Below are 16224 nucleotides of genomic sequence, written 5' to 3' on the forward strand. Positions count from 1 at the left end.
CCACAGACCGCGAGGCCGGGCCCTCCGAATCGGCCTGCGGTGATCAAGAGGTTTGCGTCGCCGAGGACCCCGTTCGTGACGCAAACCTCTTGATCACCGTTGGCTTCGTCGTGGTTGCCGCCGTCAGGCAGAGCAGCACGGCGGCGACGAGCGGCGGGCGGGCACCGAGGTGCACGGCCGCCGAGCCGAGGGGGATCGCGGCGACAAGCGGCCCGAACATCGCCGTGTTCGCCGTCGCGGAGACCCGACCCAGCAGAGCCGGCGGCGTGTGCGTCTGCACGGCGGTCACCGCCGCGACCAGGGTCCAGGGCAGGCCCACTCCGGCGACCACCGCTCCGGCGACAGTGGCCGGCCACCACGGCAGGCAGCGGGCCAGACAACCGACGGCGAACAGCACCGTCCCGGCGACGCCGACGGCGACCGGTCCGAGCCGGGCGATGAGCCGACCGACGAACAGCCCACCGGCGATGGAGCCGGCCCCCTGGGCGCTGGCCAGCACCCCCAGGAACGTCGCCGGTAGGCGCAGTTCCGTGACGACCATCGCGTAGATCGCCGCGGTCGTGAAGCCGGACATGGCGATCGAGACGGCCGCGAGCACGATCGGCAGACGCGTCGCCCGCTGTCCGAACAGGACCACCAGTCCGGTACGCGGGCCACTGCCGTGCCGCGCGGGCCGGGCGGGAGGTGTCCGGTGCAGGCGGAGCACCGCGTACAGGAGGGCGACCAGGACGGGCATGACCGCGCTGAGGACGACGACGGCGTGACCGCCGCGCCAGGCATAGAGGCCCGCGCCGACGAGGGGAGCGACGAGCTTCATGCCCTCCTGCGCGCTGGAACGCCACCCGTTGACGTCGCCGAGCTCGGTCGGCGACAGCGCGGACGGCAGCAGCGCCGTCTCACCCGCGTCGATCAGCACGTAGCTGATGCCGTAGGCGCACGAGACGACGAAGATCAGCCAGGTCTGTTCCGGCCGTCGTACCGCGAGGAGCGTCAGCAGCGCGGCGGCCAGCAGAAGGTTGACGGCGATGACCAGGGGCCGCCGGGGCGCCCGGTCGAGCAGACCGCCCAGCCACGGGCCGGCGAGCACCGGGGCGTACACGCAGAGCCCGGCGAGGGCCGCGAGGCTCGTCGAGCCGGTGAGGTCGAGGATCCAGATGCCGGCCACCAGGGACATGGCGCTGCTGCCGAAGCCGGACAACAACGAGATCCCCACGAACAGTCCGGGGTTGCGCCGCATCAGCCCTCCAGGTTGAGTCGAGACGACTCAGATCCTGCTTCTTGAGTGCAAGCCAGGCAACACCGTCAATTTTTGGTTGACAGTGCGGTATGGATCTTCGCCGCGGCGGTTCGAGCGGGTGGCGGCAGCGGCTCGCCCGTTTCGGCGAGGTCCGTGACGAGATGCCGGGCCAGTTCGTACAGCGCGCCGGGAGTGGCGTCCAGGGCTGCCTCCGCAGTGCGCCGGACGAGCGCCGCCCGGCCGAACCGCGCGTCCCAGCGGCGATCCGCGGCGATCCACCTTCCCAGGTCCGCCACGGCGTTGCGCAGTGCCACGATCTGCGGCGTGACGTGGAGGTCGTGCTGCTGACGTCGGGACCGCCGCGCGGTCACCAGGCGCTGTCGACGCTGTTCGGCGGCCTGGCGACTGCCGAGGCCCAGGGCTGCGGCGATCTGCCCCCACGTCGCGCCCTCGTGGCGCGCCCGGTCGATGAGGTCCAGCTCCTCCTCGTCCAGACGGGCGCGAGTGATCCGAACGTTCGCCAGGCGGGCCAGCTCCGATGCCACGTGTCAACGCTACATTGACATCACCGGCTCGGTGACAGGCGCGCGCCGCATGAACACGTCCACGGCGTCCTCGCTGTCGAGGGTGAAGCCGTGCCGCTCGTACAGTCGTCGGGCCGGGCTGCCCTGGAGTACGTTCAGCCGGACCGGGCTGCCGGCGCGGTCGCACCGTCGCAGCACCGTGCGCAGCACGGCCGTCCCGATGCCGCTGCCCTGCAGATGCGGGGCCAGGTAGAAGTGCTCCAGCCAGTGGGCGTCCGCCGCGGGCCGCAGCGCCACGCAGCCGGCGAACACCCCGCCCACCTCGACAACCCAGGTGTACGCCGGTGCGAACCCGTCCCGCAGGCGCTGCCGGACCCGCTGCTCGTCGTACCGCCCCAGTCGTTCCAGGTCGGCGCGCAGCACCACCGCCCGCAACTCGGCCACGGCCTCGAGGTCGGCCATCGACGCCGGCCTGATCTTCCAGTCCGCCATGATCCGCTACAACCTCCATCACACCGTGTGGCAAACGGGCAGCGCTTCGTTCGCCGGTTGGCGGAACATGGTTCCACTTGGTCAGTGTGCCAGTAGCCCAAGCCGCGCTGTCGCGCCCCCTGGGCGCTCCACGCGGCACGTGCCGGTCCTGCCAGCGGCCTTGTCACAAACCGGACAAGACGGTAAAGCCCCTGGTAGAGCACCCTTGGAGCAGGTGGAGGTAGACGGGTGGCGGGCCACATCCTGATCCTCCGGCCCCGGCGGGACACCATCGTCCCGTACCGGCGCCGCCCCCACCCAGCCCGGCCTCGATGCCGAGGCGGTCACGGCACAGATGCCGTGCCGGTCACGTGCACGACGGGCCCGGGCTGCCACTGACACCCCTGCGGGCGCCCGCAGCGGTGCCTCCGCCCACCGGGACAGGGACGTCAGCACCGCCGGTAGTCAGGCGACGCCTCGCACCGGTCGTGCCTGCCGTCCCCGTGCCCCGCCGGCCTTTCGCACTGTGGACCCCGCCGGGTCCGGCGTCGCTCGACCGCGCGCGCCGAAGCCTGGCGACCGAGCCAGAAAGGGCCCGACATGGCCGCTCCCACCGCAACCGCAGCCCTGAACGCCACCGTCTTCGCGCCGGGCGACCAGATGCTGCTGACCGTCACCTACTCGGACGCCGACACCAAGCCGCTGACCGTCACCATCGTGGTCACCGACGCGCAGGGCAACAGCAGCGCGCCGGTCAAGGTCACCGCGGTCATCGACCCGCTCACCGTGACCGTCACCGACAACTCCGGGCGTACCTGGACCCGCGTCTCCGACAACGGCTCCGTGGCCGTGTACCGGTCGGTGGCGTGATGCCCCGGGTCACCGTCCAGGTCCGCGACGCCGGTGGGAACACCGCGACGGCCGGCGTCGACTACAGCCTGGCCCAACAGCAACCCGTACTCGGGGGCTACTACCTGTCCGGGGGCGCGGACCCGACCGCCGACATGACCGGCGGCAACTTCCGGTCACTCACCCAGTACCGCAGCTTCGCCGACGGCTTCACCTTCCCCGGCTACAACCGGCCCTGGCTGGTCAACCTGGGCAAGGCCGGTGTGCAGATGAACATGGTCCTGGAGTTGAAGCACTACGGCGCGCCCAACCAGGGGCCGCAGAGCTTCACCGTGGACGGTGTCAGCTACACCGTCCCGGCACCGTCGATGACCATCCAGCAGCGACCCGGCACGACCTTCCCGAAGGCGTACGGCTACGAACAGGTGATCAAGGGGCAGTGCGACGGGTTGTTCGCCCGTGCCCTGTCGCAGTACCGGGCGCTCGGTTTCGGGGTGAACATCCAGCTCGCCTCCGAGCTGGACACCGACCACGAGTTCGGCACCACCGAGGGCGGCAAGGCGTACACCTGGGCCGAGTCGGACGCCCGGGCGGTACAGGCGGTCAACTACATCATCACCTGGTTCAAGGCGCGGTCGCTGCCCGCCAACACCACGTTCTCCGTGGGGCTGGCCGGTTTCGACCGGGCCTGCTTCCAGCGCACCCACCCGGAGTCGCTGATGGCCCGCCTCGACTACCTCCAGTGGAACGCGTACGGCACCGACGCCAGCCACACCGCGCTGGCCCGGTTCCGCCGCACCAAGGACTGGGCGGTGGCCGATCTCGGCCCGGTGGCGCTGTCCCGGCCCGTGATCATCGCGGAGTGGGGGGTGCGGGTGGCCGAGATCCCCAACCAGGCCGCCTGGATCGCCACCGTGCCGGCGGCGATCGCCCAGCTCAACGCCGAGCGCGGGCCACGGATCGTGCGCACCAACTACTTCAACTCGGGCTGGGGCACGCTGGTCCCGAAGGCCGCCGGGTTGACGGCGCTGCGCGAGGCGTACGCCAAGCGGCCGTACGTCTGAGTGACGCCGGCGGCCCGGTCGGCACGACTGCCGGCCGGGCCGACCGGGGAACCCTATGCTCGGATCATGGAACTGCGGATCTTCACCGAACCCCAGCAGGGTGCCAGCTACGACCAGTTGCTCGCCGTCGCACGCTGCGCCGAGGACGCCGGCTACGGCGCGTTCTTCCGGTCCGACCACTACCTCAGGATGGGCGACGGGTCCGGCGAGCCCGGCCCCACCGACGCGTGGGCCACCCTGGCCGGGCTGGCCCGGGACACCAGCCGGATCCGGCTCGGCACGTTGATGACCGCAGCGACCTTCCGACTGCCCGGCCCACTGGCGATCACCGTGGCGCAGGTCGACCAGATGAGCGGCGGTCGGGTGGAGTTGGGCATCGGCACCGGCTGGTACGCCGAGGAGCACACCGCGTACGGCATCCCGTTCCCACCGTTGGCCGAGCGGTTCGACCGGTTGGAGGAGCAGCTCGCTGTCATCACCGGTCTCTGGTCCACGCCGGTCGGTGAGCGGTTCGACCACCCCGGCCGGTACTACCCGGTCAGCGGTTCGCCGGCGTTGCCGAAACCCGTGCAGCAGCCGCGCCCACCGATCCTGCTCGGCGGCATGGGCCCGAAGCGCACCCCTCGGTTGGCCGCCCGTTACGCCGACGAGTTCAACCTGCCGTTCGCCTCGGTGCCGGACACGGCAGCCCAGTTCGACCGGGTCCGCGCGGCCTGCGCCGAGATCGGCCGGAACCCGGACGAGATGGTCTGGTCCAACGCCCTGGTGCTCTGCTGCGGGCGCGACGACGCCGAGGTGGCCCGTCGAGCTGCCGCGATCGGTCGCGAGCCCGACGAGCTGCGGGCCAACGGTCTGGCCGGGACCCCCGCCGAGGTCCTGGACACCATCGGCCGGTACGCCGACATCGGCAGCGAGCGGATCTACCTCCAGGTGCTGGACCTCGGCGACCTGGAACACCTGGAACTGGTCGCCGGCGAGGTGATGGCGAAACTCTGACACCCGGTCAGGCGCGGTGGGCGCCCGTCCCGACCGCGTTCGGGTCGCCCAGCACGGTGTCCAGGCGCCCGTCCCGGTCACTGTCCACATAGGTGATGTCCGGGATGCCGTCGCCGTCCACGTCGATCTGGACGACGTCGGCGACGCCGTCGCCGTCGAGGTCGGTGACCACCTCCACCGAACCGTCCAGGTGGCGGGTCACGATCGACTGGGCACCGGGCGCGCGGGGTGGCGGCCCGGGCGCCGGCACCGGCGTCGGCGCCGGCGCGGGTGCCGGTGTGGGCCGGGGACCGGGGGTGGGCGCCGGGTGGCTCGGCAACCCGGCCGGCGGCGCGCTGGCCTGCTCGATGCCCGTGCCGGTCGGGTCCAGCTCCTCCTCGGAGGGGAAAACGTCACCTCGTGCGGCCGGATCGCGGTAGCTGCTCATGGGCGTAGGGTTCCCCGACGGCGACGAGAACAACCGTGCCCGATCGACCGGTGTCCCTGGTGCCCGGTCTGGCGGAAGATGTCGGGACCGACGCCACGGTCATGGAACGGGGGTCCGAGCGTGGAATTGCGCCGGAATCGGGGGGCCCGTGCGCTCGCCCTGGTGTGCGTACTCGGTGGGGTGCTTCTGTTGGTCTATCCCAGCGACGGCCACCTCCTCCGGACGGTCATCGCGGTGGGTGCGATCGGGCTGGGCGCGGTCGCGCTGGTCAGCGCGGTGCGGCCGTTCCGGTTCGGGATCCATGCGGAAGGGCTCAGCATCCGGCGGCCCGGCCTGCGCCGGGAGATCCGGTGGGACGAGGTCGACACGCTGGTCCTCGACGAGCCGCCCCGCCGCGACGGCTACGCGGTACCGCCGCGACTGGTGTTGGTTCCTGTGCAGGGTGTGCCGCGTGAGCTGGTCACCGCCCGGCACCCGGTCGACGGTCGTCCGGCCATCGAGCTGCTCGTCCTCGACCAGGTCCGCGAGCAGCCCGAGCAGGTGTCGGCCGTTCTCGCCCGCCACGCCGGGGACCGCTTCGTCGACCTGCTCGCGCTGCGTCGCGAGGCCTTCGCCACCCCGGATCTCACGGTCGGGCTGCGCGGCTACCAGATGGGCCGGGTCGACCGGTTGATCCGACGCGGGCAGGACGCCCTGATGTCCGGGGACACGTCGGCCCGGCAGGCGGCCCGGGGGGAGATCGAACGCGCCACCGCCGCCGGTCTGCCGATCGCCCAACGTGGTTATAACACGTCCCAGACGGATACGGTTCTGGACGCCCTCGCCACCGCGTTGGCCGACCACCAGCCCACCGATCGGGAGACCGCCACATGACCGAGCAGGTACCGCAGGCCGCAGCTCCCGAGGTGCCGCGCCGCAACTGGGCCGGCAATGTGCGGTACGCCGCCCGGGCGTTCCACCGACCGACCACCACCGACGAACTGCGCCGACTGGTCGCCGGCAGCACCCGGCTCCGCGCGGTGGGCAGCGGGCACTCGTTCAACCGCTTCGGCGACACCGACGGTGACCTGGTCAGCCTCGCCGGGCTGCCGCAGACCGTCGAGGTGGACCACGAGCGCGGGCAGGTCACCGTGAGCGGCGCGATGCGCTACGGCGACCTCGCCCGACAGCTGCACACCCAGGGGTACGCGCTGGCGAACCTCGCCTCGCTGCCGCACATCTCGGTCGCCGGCGCGGTGGCCACCGCCACCCACGGGTCCGGTCAGACCCACGGCAACCTGGCCAGCGCGGTCGCCGCCCTGGAGTTGGTCACCGCCGACGGCGACCTGCTGCCTGTCGACCGCGACACCGACAGGTTCGCCGGCATGGTCGTCGGGCTCGGCGCGCTCGGCCTGGTCACCCGGGTCACACTGGACGTGGTGCCGGCCTTCGAGCTGCGCCAGTACGTGCGGCTCGACCTCGACCGGGAGGCGCTGGACGAGGCGCTCGGCTCGGCGTACAGCGTGAGTGTCTTCACCGACTGGCGTACGCCCCGACTGCGCGAGGTGTGGCGCAAGCAGGCAGCCGACCAACCGCCACCCCCGGCGGACTGGCTCGGCACCACCGCCGCCGAGCAGCCGCGGCACCCGGTGCTCGGCATGCCGCCGGAGAACTGCACCCCGCAACTCGGCGAGCCGGGCCCGTGGCACGAGCGGCTGCCGCACTTCAAGCTCGGCTTCACCCCGAGCAGCGGTGACGAGTTGCAGTCCGAGTACCACGTGCCGCGTACCGCCGCGGCCGACGCGCTGGCCGCCCTGGACGACGTGGCCCACCTGATCGCCCCGGTGCTGCTGGTGTGCGAGCTGCGTACGGTGGCTGCGGACGAGCTGTGGCTCAGCCCGAACCACCGGCGGGACAGCTTCGTCGTGCACTTCACCTGGATCGACGACACCGCCGCCGTGCTGCCCGTGGTGGCCGCCGTGGAGGAGCGCCTGGCGCCGTTCGCGCCCCGCCCGCACTGGGGCAAGGTCTTCGTCACCGACCCGGCGGAGCTGGCCGTCCGCTACCCGCGCTACGCCGACTTCGCCGCGCTCCTGGCCGACCTGGACCCCAAGAACAAGTTCCAGACCGACCTCCTGAACCGCTACTTCCCTCGCTAACCCCGCCCCGCACCCCGTCGATCACGGAGTTGTGGTGACCGGTTCGGGACGTGGCAGGCGTTTTGTCCCCACCGCAACTCCATGATCGACGGGAGGTGTGTGGCCGGACCCGTCAGCGGGCGCCGGCGAGGGTGTTGCGTTGGACCGCGCGGGCGATGTCGCTGGGGGAGACGATGCCGGTCAGCCGACCGTCGTCACCGACCACCAGCGCTCTGCCGTCGGCGCACTCGCTGAGCCGGGGGAGCAGGTCGTTGAGCTGTTCACCCGGTCGGGCGAGCACCAGGTTCTCGGCCCGGCAGGCCACCTCCGCGAGGGTGGTCGACGCCCGCCGGTCGGACGGCACGCCCCGTACCCGGTCGACGGTCACCAGACCGGTCGGTCGGCCGTCCTCGGTCAGCGGCAACGCCGAATGCCGGTACGCGAAGAGGTAGTGGTCGACGAAGTCGGCGACCGTCACCTCCGCCGAGACGGTCTGCGGCTGCGGCGTCATCACGTCGCCGACGCGGATGCCGCGCAGCGCGCTTCCGGTGCGGGCCTGCCGCTCCTCCGCGCCGGCCGCGCCGATCAGGAACCAACCGATCAGGGCCAGCCAGAGTCCACCGAAACCGACCCCGGACAGGAACTGCCACAACCCGAGGCCGATCAGCAGCACACCCAGCACCCAGCCCGCGCGGGCGGCGACCACCGACGCCCTGGTCCGGTCGCCGGTGGCCTTCCACACCGCCGCACGGAGCAACCGACCGCCGTCCAGCGGCGCGGCGGGCAGCACGTTGAAGACGGCCAGCAGCACGTTGATTCCGGCCAGCCACGCCACCGCCCCGAGCAGCAACCCACCCTGCCCGGCCAGTGCGAGCAGCGCGGCCACGACACCGAAGAACGCTCCGATCAGGAGGCTGACCAACGGGCCGACCCCGGCGATCCGCAGCTCCGCGCCCGGGTCGCGCGGCTCGCCCCGCAACTCGGCCACCCCGCCGAACAGCCACAGCGTGATGCCGTCGACGGTGAGCCCGTTGCGCTTGGCCACCACCGCGTGCGACACCTCGTGGGCGAGCAGACCGACGAAGAAGACCACCGCCGCCGCCAGGCCGGCGAGGGTGTACGCCACCGGCGAGCGGTCCGGGTACGAACGCGGGAACTGGTTGGCGGCCAACCCCCACGCGATAAGCGCGAAGATGACCAGAACGCTCCAGTTGACGCCGACCGGCACTCCCGCGACACGGCCGATCCGGAAACTCGCCCTCATCCCGCCGGGATACCCCCGCCCGCCCCCGACATGCCGGCGAGTCAGGTGATGAAAAACAGGTCAGGCACGCCTCTGGCAGCTATTTCTCATCACATGATCATGTCGGGGCGGGGCTGAGGGCTCGGCTGCTCAGCGGCGGGGCGTTTCGCTGGCGATGGTCGCCTCCCGGGGTAGGGCTGCCGCGCGCAGCGCCCAGTCCAACGCGTAGTCGGCGACCTTCTCCCAGCCGTCCTGCCCGACCGTGAAGTGTGTTCGGCCGGGAAACTCCTGGTACGCGGTCAGGGCCCGGGACTTCTGGTAGAGCCCCGCGTTGGCGCGAACCACCGACGCCGGCACCACGTGGTCGTTGTCGCCGGCCATCAGCAGCAGCGGAGGCCGGTCGTTGCGGCCGACGTCGACCCGGGCTGGCGAGCGGGGGTCGACGTTGGCGAAGGCGCCTTCGAAGAACACCCGGCCGGCACCGGGGACGGCGTAGCGCTGCCAGGCCCGGTCGGAGTCCTCGCGGCTCATGGCGTTGCCGAAGGTGTAGGCGAAGTCGTCCGGGGTGAACGGGACGGCCTTGCCCCGGTTGGCGGGGCTGCGGAGGATCGGGAAGCCGGAGCGCAGCTGGCTCAGCGGCACCTTGAGCACACCCTTCACCGCCGCCGGGTGCACCCCCACCACCGCCGCGCCGAGACCCCGGTCGGCGAGGACCTGGGCGAACAGACCGCCGAAGGAGTGGCCCATGATGATCGGCGGCCGGGGCAGCGCCCGGATGATCTTGTCGTAGTGCGCGACGATGGTGGCCATGCTCTGCTCGGCGATCGGGCCGGGGTCGTCGCGCAGCTGCTCCACGGACCGGTCCATCCCGGGCCAGGCGGGGGCGATGACGTGCATGCCGCGCGTGGTGTACCGCTCGACCCACCCCTCCCAGCTGCGCGACGTCATCCAGAGCCCGTGAATGAGCACGACCGTGTCGACCTGGCCCTGCGGCGTGGCACCCATCGCGTCCTCCCGGTGTGGCGGTGTCCGGCCCGGCGGTTACCCGCTGTCGTGCCCGGAATGCCTGCACCGGCGTGTCGACTCCGCGCCGGGCCGCGCTGGGCGGCCCCTGACAAATGTCACGGCCGGGACGTGACGGTCGCTCCAGGCATCGGGGTACGCGCCGCCGGAGCATGACTGACATGACCAGTACGCATCCGGCTGTCGAGTTGGACGGCCTCACCAAGTCCTTCGGCGCGGTCACCGCTGTCGACGGGTTGAGCCTGCGGGTTCAGCCCGGCGAGGTGGTGGCCTTCCTCGGCCCGAACGGCGCGGGCAAGACCACGACCATCGACATGCTGCTCGGGTTGGCCCGCCCGGACGCGGGCACCGTCCGCCTCCTCGGGGGCACCCCGGACGACGCGGTGGCCCAGGGTCGGGTCGCCGCTGTCCTCCAGACCGGAGGGTTGCTCAAGGACCTCACCGTGGGCGAGACGGTGGAGATGACCGCCCACTTCTACCGGCACACCCGTCCGGCTGCCGAGGTGCTGGAGCGGGCCGGCATCGCCGACATCGCGGGGCGGGTGGTGGGGCGCTGCTCCGGCGGCCAGCAGCAGCGGCTGCGCTTCGCGTTGGCCCTGCTGCCCGACCCGGACCTGATGGTGCTCGACGAGCCGACCACCGGTATGGACGTCGAGGGCCGCCGGGAGTTCTGGCAGGCGCTGCGCCGCGACGCCCGGGCCGGACGGACCGTCATCTTCGCCACCCACTACCTGGACGAGGCGGACGCGTACGCCGACCGGATCGTGCTGGTCCGGCAGGGGCGCGTCGTCGCCGACGGCACCACCGCGGAGATCAAGAACCTGGCCGCCGGTCGGACGGTGCGGGCGACCCTGCCCGGCGCCGACCAGGCCGCGCTCGCCGCGCTGCCCGACGTGGACGCCGTGGAGGTACGCGGCGACAGTGTGCTGGTGCGCACCGGAGACTCGGACGCCGTCGCCCGGCACCTGCTCACCCGGACCGCCGCCCGGGACGTGGAGATCACCTCCCGCAACCTCGAGGACGCCTTCCTCGCCCTGACCACCGCGCAGACCGGAGCCTGAGATGACCACAGTGTTGGCCACCCCGAACCGCACCGCCGAGCCGGACCGTCGGCTGCCCGCCCTGGGCGGGTTCTCCCCGGGCGTCCTGCGCATCGAGTTGCGCCGGGTGCTGCGTAACCGCCGTACCCTCGCGTTCACGCTGATCATGCCGGGGGTCTTCTTCCTCATCTTCGGTCTGCCGCAGGGCGGGCAGAAGCTGGACAACGGTCGCCCGGTGACGGCGTACATCATGATCAGCCTCGCCGTGTACGCGGCAATGGTGGCGACCACCAGCGCCGGTGGCGCGGTGGCCACCGAGCGGGCGCTGGGCTGGAGCCGTCAGCTGCGGCTCACCCCGCTGCGCCCGAGCGCGTACGTGGCCACCAAGCTGGCCACCGCGATGGCCCTCGGCCTGCTCGCCGTCGTCGTCGAGTTCCTGGTGGGTGCGGCGGCGGGCGTCCGGGTCCCGGCGTACGTCTGGTTGCTGTCCGGGCTCGCCGCCTGGATCGGCTCGCTGGTCTTCGCCGCGTTCGGCCTGTTCGTCGGCTACCTGGCGCCGGCCGAGAACGTCATGCAGTTCATCGGCCCGATCCTGGCCGTGCTGGCCATGTTCGGCGGGCTGTTCGTGCCGGTCGAGGTGCTGCCGGAGGTGCTCCAGCACGTCGCCACGTTCACCCCGGTGTACGGCGTGGGGGTGCTGGCCCGCGCCCCGCTGACCGGCGACGGGGTGAGCATGGCGGCGGTGGCCAACCTGGTGGTCTGGGCGCTGGTCTTCGGCGTCGGCGCGACCCGGCTGTTCCGTCGGGACACCGCGCGGGTCTGACCACAGCGACGGATAGCGTGAACCCGATGAACGTCGCGACCGGGCAGCCCCGGCCGGTGAGCCGCCACTGGCGGTTCACCGGCTGGCTGTTGGCCGCCGTGTGGTTGTTCTTCCTCAACGTGCCGCTCGCCACGGCGCTGCACCAGCCGGAGCTGTGGCGGCGGATCCTCGGCGTGGCGGCGCTGGTCGCCTTCAGCGTCGGTTACGTGCTGCTGTTCCAGTGGGCCCGAGGGCTGCGGCAGGCCCTGCGGCCGATCCCGGCGGGTCGGGCGCGGGTCGGGTTGGCGCTGCTGCTCGCGGTGGGCCTGGCCAGCATGCCGGGCACCGCCGGGGACTGGCTGGCCACCCTGGTCTACGTGGCGGCGGCGGCGGTGTTCCTGTTGCCGCCGTGGGAGGCGTTGGCGGTGGTGGTGGTCTGCGCCGTGACCCCCGCGCTGGCCTCGTGGCTGGTGCCCGGATGGGATGCGGAGAGCGGCATCGTCTTCGCGGTGCTGCTCGCCTCGTTCGCCATGTTCGGGGTGGCCCAGTTGGCCCAGCGCAACAGCCAGCTCCAGGCCGCCCAACAGGAGATCGCCCGGCTCGCCATCGCCGAGGAACGAGCTCGCGCCGCCCGCGACCTGCACGACATCCTCGGGCACTCGCTGACGGTGGTGGCGATCAAGGCAGAGCTGGCCGGCCGACTGATCGAGATGGACACCGACCGGGCCGCCGTCGAGATCGCCGAGGTGGAGGCGCTGGCCCGGGCGGCGCTCGCGGACGTGCGGCAGACCGCCGGGGCGTACCGCGATGTCACTCTCGCCGCGGAGCTGGCCGGCGCCCGCTCCGCGCTGGCCGCGGCGGGCATCGCGGCGGATCTGCCGGCCGAGGTGCCCGAGCTGCCTAAGGAGTGGGACCGGTTGTTCGGTTGGGCGGTACGGGAAGGGGTGACGAACGTGGTCCGGCACAGCGGGGCGCGGTGCTGCACGGTCCGGGTGTACGCGAACCGGGTCGAGGTGAGTGACGACGGGCGTGGCCCGTCCACTCCCGACGCCACCGGCTCCGGTCTCGTCGGTCTGCGGGAACGGGCGGGACGGCTGGACGCGGCGGTGACCGTCGGCCGCCGACCGGGCGGCGACGGCTTCCTGCTGCGGGTGCACGCGCCGGGGGAGGCCCGGTGAGCGGCGGGTCGGCGCCGATCCGGTTGCTGCTGGCCGACGACCAGGCGCTGGTCCGGGGCGCGTTGGCAGCGCTGCTCTCGTTGGAGCCGGACCTGACGGTGGTGGCCGAGGTCGGGCGGGGCGACGAGGTGGTGCCCGAAGCCCTGCGCAGCATCCCCGACGTGGCCCTGCTGGACGTGGAGATGCCCGGCCTGGACGGGATCGCGGCCACCACCGCGTTGCGGGCCGCGATCCCGACCTGCCGGGTGCTGGTGGTGACCACCTTCGGCCGGCCCGGCTACCTGCGTCGGGCGATGGAGGCCGGCGCGAGCGGCTTCGTGGTCAAGGACACCCCGGCCCGACAACTCGCCGACGCGGTCCGCCGGGTGCACGCCGGCCTGCGGGTCGTCGACCCGACGCTGGCGGCGGAGACCCTCGCCACCGGGGTCAGCCCGCTGACCGAACGGGAGACCGAGGTGCTGCGGACGGCCCGGGGCGGTGGCACGGTCGCCGACCTGGCCGGGGCGCTGCACCTGTCGGAGGGGACGGTACGCAACCATCTCTCGGCGGCGATCGGTAAGACCGGCGCGCGTAACCGCGCCGACGCGATCCGGGTCGCCGAGCAGAACGGTTGGCTGCTCGGCGATTGAACGACGGTGCCGGCGCTCAGGCGGTCGGCGGTGGCGCGGGCAACTGGTCGACCACCACCACGCTGCTGCCGGGGCGGACCTCGGCGAGCAGCTCGCGTTGACCGGAGCGGGTCAACCGGATGCAGCCGTTGGTGACGTTCTCGCCCAACTCGTCGTCGTTGTGCCAGGTGTGTACCCCGATGTGCGCGCCGCGCAGCCCGGCCGGCACCGACTCCGGGTCGTCGGGCACCGACCCGAGCGCGTAGATGTCCACACCGCCGTAGACCGACTCCGGCGGTGGGGTGCGGCCCAGGATGAAGGTCCGCCCGAGTGGGGTGTCCTGCCCGGACTGGCCGAGGCTGACCTCCCAGGAGCGCACCGCCTTGCCGGCCCGGTACCAGGTGAGCCGGTGCACCTTGCGTTCCACGACGATCTGGTCGCGCAGCGGCACGGTGTCGAAGCCGCCGGGGGGCAGCCAGGCGAGTCGCCGATTGGCCGAGGGCAGCAGGACTGCGGTCCAGCCGGCATGCCGGTCGGAGATCGGCATGGTCAGCTCGACGCCCCGGATCGTCGGTTCGAGGAAGGCTCGCGGACGACCGCCGGGGGCGTCGTAGGCGGCGATCCTCCTCGTCGGGTGCGCGCCCTCGGTCAGCGGCGTGGTGTCCATGGTGGCCGGATCGGCGGGGAACCCACCGGGGGCTGGGTCGTAGTCGACCACCGGCAACCCCGCCGGGGCGGGCGCGGCCGGTGGGATCGACTCCTCCGCGTTCTGCTCCACACTGCTCGGCGTCGGGTCGGCTTTCGCGACGACCCGTTCGGGGGCCGCCGGGTCGGGAGTGAGGGCCTGCCCGACCAGCAGCGCTGTCACCAGCAGCACGGGGACGGCGATGGCGGCGGTCACCCAGACGCCACGACGACGGTACGGATTCTTTCCGTCAAACGACACCAAACGACTGTATCGGACAAAGGCCTGCCGAGAAGGGGTCCTTCCTGCACAAATATCGATGACAGGGGGGTGGTCAGAGGCGGGCGCCGAGGTGGATGGCTACCGCGTCGTGTGCCGGTACGTTCGCCGCGAACCAGCCGTTGCCGTCCACCGTGATCACCGGTCCGCTGCACGTGCCGCCGGCGTACGTGCCGTGGATGACGTCGCAGTACCGCCCGGCGGGCAGCCCCGAGAAGTAGGACCGACCGTTGACGGCGGAATCCTCGTCGTTGATGGTGACGAAGCCCTTGCCGCTGCGGCTGAACGCGATGTGGTTGTTGCCGTTGTCGTACCAGTTGGCCACGCCGGCGCCCTCGGTGGCATTGCGGAAGCCCACCATGTTGGCGATCACCGGCCAGCGGTGTTCACACTCCCAGCCGGAGTAGCAGGCGGTGTTGAGTGTCTTGTTGTTCCCGTCCGAGGGCGGGCCGGCGTCCCGGCTGCTGAAGGTGTAGCTGGACATCACCGTCGGCGACCCGTACGGCCAGGCCAGCATGAACGCGTTCGCCAGCGCGTAGATGCCCCGGTCGGAGTAGGTCAGCACCCCGCCCGCGTCGCGCTGGGTGTCGTGGTTGTCGACGAACACCGAAGCCGAGCCGGTGGGCAGGTGCCCCCACCCCTCGCCGAAGTTGCGCAGGTAGGCCAGGCGCTCCGAACGGAACACCCGGGCCAGGTCCTTGCCGTAGCGGAACTCGTGCACATCGCCGTTGCCGGTGTACTCGGTCGGCTGGATGGGCTCGCCCGCGCCGTAGATGACCTCCTGCACCACGTACGCCGAGTGGGAGAGCTTGCCCCTGATCGCGGCGATGTCGGCGGCCGGCATGTGCTTGCTGGCGTCCAGCCGGAAGCCGTCCACACCGAGCGAGAGCAGGTCGTTGAGGTACGAGGCGATCTTCGTACGGACGTAGTCGGACTCGGTCTTCAGGTCCGAGAGGTTGACCAACTCGCAGTTCTGCACCTCCCACCGGTCGTTGTAGTTGACGATGTCGTCGCCGTTGTTGCGCCCACAGTGGTGGAAGTCCTGGGTCTGGTAGATGCCCGGGTAGTCGTAGTGCGAGTAGGACGATCCGGCCCAGCCCGTGCCCCCGTTGGCCTGACCGGACATGTGGTTGACCACCGCGTCGACGATCACCTTGACCCCGGCCGCGTGGCAGGTGTTCACCATGGCCTGGAACTGGGCCCGGGTGCCCTTGCGGGACTCGATCCGGTAGCTGACCGGCTGGTACGCCAGCCACCACTGGTTGCCCCGCACGTGTTCCTGCGGGGGCGACACCTGGACGAAGCCGTAGCCCTTCGGGCCGAGGGTGCTCTGACACTCCGCGGCCACCGAGGGCCAGTTCCACTCGAAGAGCTGGACGATGACCTTCTTGGCGCCGGAGGGGGCGGCGGCGGCCGGGGGTGCGGTGGCGGGGGACAGCAGTGTGGCGACCAGGCCGAGGGCGAGGACCGCCGAGAGGCGTCGACGTCGGTGCATCGGGACTCCTGACGAGCGCGGGGTGGGGGTGGTGGGGCGAGGAAGCCGGCCTGCTCGAATCTTGCAGGTATCACTGAAATTTGCTGAAAGGTTACAAGCCTGTTGCGGGCGCTGTCTATGCATGGATGATCGTCGCTGTTCATGGTCGGTCGATGGAGGGCCGCAACGCACGGCGGCACCACTCGG

General features: G+C 71.9%; 17 protein-coding genes. 9 read left to right on the forward strand and 8 right to left on the reverse strand.

Annotation, left to right across the window (positions count from 1 at the left end; all coding sequences use genetic code 11):
• Positions 1-43 precede the first annotated feature (43 nt).
• The 3 genes from O3438_RS29665 to O3438_RS29675 form a co-directional block, all read right to left on the reverse strand.
• Positions 44-1237, reverse strand: coding sequence for an MFS transporter (locus O3438_RS29665; protein ID WP_269682862.1), 1194 nt, complete (start codon positions 1235-1237; stop codon positions 44-46).
• 65 nt (positions 1238-1302) lie between these two features.
• The gene (locus O3438_RS29670) at positions 1303-1782 is read right to left on the reverse strand and encodes a hypothetical protein (protein WP_269682863.1); all 480 of its coding nucleotides are present in this window, start codon (positions 1780-1782) and stop codon (positions 1303-1305) included.
• 9 nt (positions 1783-1791) lie between these two features.
• The gene (locus O3438_RS29675) at positions 1792-2253 is read right to left on the reverse strand and encodes a GNAT family N-acetyltransferase (protein WP_269682864.1); all 462 of its coding nucleotides are present in this window, start codon (positions 2251-2253) and stop codon (positions 1792-1794) included.
• 579 nt (positions 2254-2832) lie between these two features.
• On the opposite strand from O3438_RS29675, the gene O3438_RS29680 reads away from it, so the two are divergent.
• From O3438_RS29680 to O3438_RS29690, 3 genes are all read left to right on the forward strand, one after another.
• Positions 2833-3102, forward strand: a complete 270-nt coding sequence (locus tag O3438_RS29680) for a hypothetical protein (RefSeq protein WP_088988188.1) — start codon at positions 2833-2835, stop codon at positions 3100-3102.
• Complete coding sequence (locus tag O3438_RS29685; protein WP_269682865.1) at positions 3102-4145, forward strand: hypothetical protein; 1044 nt, start codon at positions 3102-3104, stop codon at positions 4143-4145. The genes O3438_RS29680 and O3438_RS29685 overlap by 1 nt, the downstream gene beginning before the upstream one ends.
• A 66-nt stretch (positions 4146-4211) precedes the next feature.
• On the forward strand, positions 4212-5141 hold the full coding sequence (locus tag O3438_RS29690; RefSeq protein ID WP_269682866.1) for an LLM class F420-dependent oxidoreductase: 930 nt from the start codon (positions 4212-4214) through the stop codon (positions 5139-5141).
• A gap of 7 nt (positions 5142-5148) precedes the next feature.
• On the opposite strand, the gene O3438_RS29695 is transcribed toward O3438_RS29690, so the two are convergent.
• Positions 5149-5568 carry a hypothetical protein gene (locus tag O3438_RS29695; protein WP_269682867.1) on the reverse strand — a complete coding sequence of 140 codons (420 nt, stop codon included), beginning with the start codon at positions 5566-5568 and terminating at the stop codon, positions 5149-5151.
• Positions 5569-5688: 120 nt separating this feature from the next.
• On the opposite strand from O3438_RS29695, the gene O3438_RS29700 reads away from it, so the two are divergent.
• The gene (locus O3438_RS29700) at positions 5689-6441 is read left to right on the forward strand and encodes a hypothetical protein (protein ID WP_269682868.1); all 753 of its coding nucleotides are present in this window, start codon (positions 5689-5691) and stop codon (positions 6439-6441) included.
• Positions 6438-7706 (forward strand): FAD-binding protein, encoded by a 1269-nt coding sequence (locus O3438_RS29705; protein ID WP_269682869.1) that lies wholly within the window; start codon positions 6438-6440, stop codon positions 7704-7706. The genes O3438_RS29700 and O3438_RS29705 overlap by 4 nt, the downstream gene beginning before the upstream one ends.
• A 112-nt stretch (positions 7707-7818) precedes the next feature.
• Here O3438_RS29705 and O3438_RS29710 read toward each other — a convergent pair whose 3' ends face one another.
• Both O3438_RS29710 and O3438_RS29715 read right to left on the reverse strand, forming a co-directional pair.
• Complete coding sequence (locus O3438_RS29710; RefSeq protein WP_269682870.1) at positions 7819-8949, reverse strand: site-2 protease family protein; 1131 nt, start codon at positions 8947-8949, stop codon at positions 7819-7821.
• A 129-nt stretch (positions 8950-9078) separates the two neighbouring features.
• Positions 9079-9933: an alpha/beta hydrolase gene (locus O3438_RS29715; protein WP_269682871.1), complete on the reverse strand. Its 855-nt coding sequence runs from the start codon at positions 9931-9933 to the stop codon at positions 9079-9081.
• Between the two features lie 179 nt (positions 9934-10112).
• Here O3438_RS29715 and O3438_RS29720 point away from each other — a divergent pair, with 179 nt between their 5' ends.
• Genes O3438_RS29720 through O3438_RS29735 form a run of 4 tightly spaced genes read left to right on the forward strand, consistent with a single transcriptional unit; the run spans position 10113 to position 13600 of the window.
• Positions 10113-11012: an ABC transporter ATP-binding protein gene (locus O3438_RS29720; protein ID WP_269682872.1), complete on the forward strand. Its 900-nt coding sequence runs from the start codon at positions 10113-10115 to the stop codon at positions 11010-11012.
• A 1-nt stretch (position 11013) separates the two neighbouring features.
• Positions 11014-11814: an ABC transporter permease gene (locus tag O3438_RS29725; RefSeq protein ID WP_269682873.1), complete on the forward strand. Its 801-nt coding sequence runs from the start codon at positions 11014-11016 to the stop codon at positions 11812-11814.
• Positions 11815-11840: 26 nt separating this feature from the next.
• Positions 11841-12971, forward strand: a complete 1131-nt coding sequence (locus O3438_RS29730; RefSeq protein ID WP_269682874.1) for a sensor histidine kinase — start codon at positions 11841-11843, stop codon at positions 12969-12971.
• Positions 12968-13600, forward strand: coding sequence for a response regulator transcription factor (locus tag O3438_RS29735; RefSeq protein ID WP_269682875.1), 633 nt, complete (start codon positions 12968-12970; stop codon positions 13598-13600). Before O3438_RS29730 ends, O3438_RS29735 begins: the two co-directional genes overlap by 4 nt.
• A 16-nt stretch (positions 13601-13616) precedes the next feature.
• Here the strand turns inward: O3438_RS29735 and O3438_RS29740 are convergent, their stop codons facing one another.
• Together O3438_RS29740 and O3438_RS29745 are read right to left on the reverse strand one after the other, a co-directional pair.
• On the reverse strand, positions 13617-14525 hold the full coding sequence (locus O3438_RS29740) for a L,D-transpeptidase (RefSeq protein WP_269682876.1): 909 nt from the start codon (positions 14523-14525) through the stop codon (positions 13617-13619).
• A gap of 73 nt (positions 14526-14598) precedes the next feature.
• Positions 14599-16038, reverse strand: a complete 1440-nt coding sequence (locus O3438_RS29745) for an alpha-amylase (RefSeq protein ID WP_269682877.1) — start codon at positions 16036-16038, stop codon at positions 14599-14601.
• Positions 16039-16224 lie beyond the last annotated feature (186 nt).

Origin of the sequence: Micromonospora sp. WMMC250 (genome assembly GCF_027460215.1) — a bacterium.
GTDB lineage: Bacteria > Actinomycetota > Actinomycetes > Mycobacteriales > Micromonosporaceae > Micromonospora > Micromonospora taraxaci.

What these genes read in the sequence shown, in the direction of transcription:
- O3438_RS29715 (WP_269682871.1), bottom strand. Translation starts at nt 9,933, where the DNA reads ATGGGTGCCACGCCGCAGGGCCAGGTCGACACGGTCGTGCTCATTCAC.
- O3438_RS29720 (WP_269682872.1), top strand. Translation starts at nt 10,113, where the DNA reads ATGACCAGTACGCATCCGGCTGTCGAGTTGGACGGCCTCACCAAGTCC.
- O3438_RS29710 (WP_269682870.1), bottom strand. Translation starts at nt 8,949, where the DNA reads ATGAGGGCGAGTTTCCGGATCGGCCGTGTCGCGGGAGTGCCGGTCGGC.
- O3438_RS29665 (WP_269682862.1), bottom strand. Translation starts at nt 1,237, where the DNA reads ATGCGGCGCAACCCCGGACTGTTCGTGGGGATCTCGTTGTTGTCCGGC.
- O3438_RS29675 (WP_269682864.1), bottom strand. Translation starts at nt 2,253, where the DNA reads ATGGCGGACTGGAAGATCAGGCCGGCGTCGATGGCCGACCTCGAGGCC.
- O3438_RS29690 (WP_269682866.1), top strand. Translation starts at nt 4,212, where the DNA reads ATGGAACTGCGGATCTTCACCGAACCCCAGCAGGGTGCCAGCTACGAC.
- O3438_RS29705 (WP_269682869.1), top strand. Translation starts at nt 6,438, where the DNA reads ATGACCGAGCAGGTACCGCAGGCCGCAGCTCCCGAGGTGCCGCGCCGC.
- O3438_RS29680 (WP_088988188.1), top strand. Translation starts at nt 2,833, where the DNA reads ATGGCCGCTCCCACCGCAACCGCAGCCCTGAACGCCACCGTCTTCGCG.
- O3438_RS29725 (WP_269682873.1), top strand. Translation starts at nt 11,014, where the DNA reads ATGACCACAGTGTTGGCCACCCCGAACCGCACCGCCGAGCCGGACCGT.
- O3438_RS29695 (WP_269682867.1), bottom strand. Translation starts at nt 5,568, where the DNA reads ATGAGCAGCTACCGCGATCCGGCCGCACGAGGTGACGTTTTCCCCTCC.
- O3438_RS29730 (WP_269682874.1), top strand. Translation starts at nt 11,841, where the DNA reads ATGAACGTCGCGACCGGGCAGCCCCGGCCGGTGAGCCGCCACTGGCGG.
- O3438_RS29685 (WP_269682865.1), top strand. Translation starts at nt 3,102, where the DNA reads ATGCCCCGGGTCACCGTCCAGGTCCGCGACGCCGGTGGGAACACCGCG.
- O3438_RS29745 (WP_269682877.1), bottom strand. Translation starts at nt 16,038, where the DNA reads ATGCACCGACGTCGACGCCTCTCGGCGGTCCTCGCCCTCGGCCTGGTC.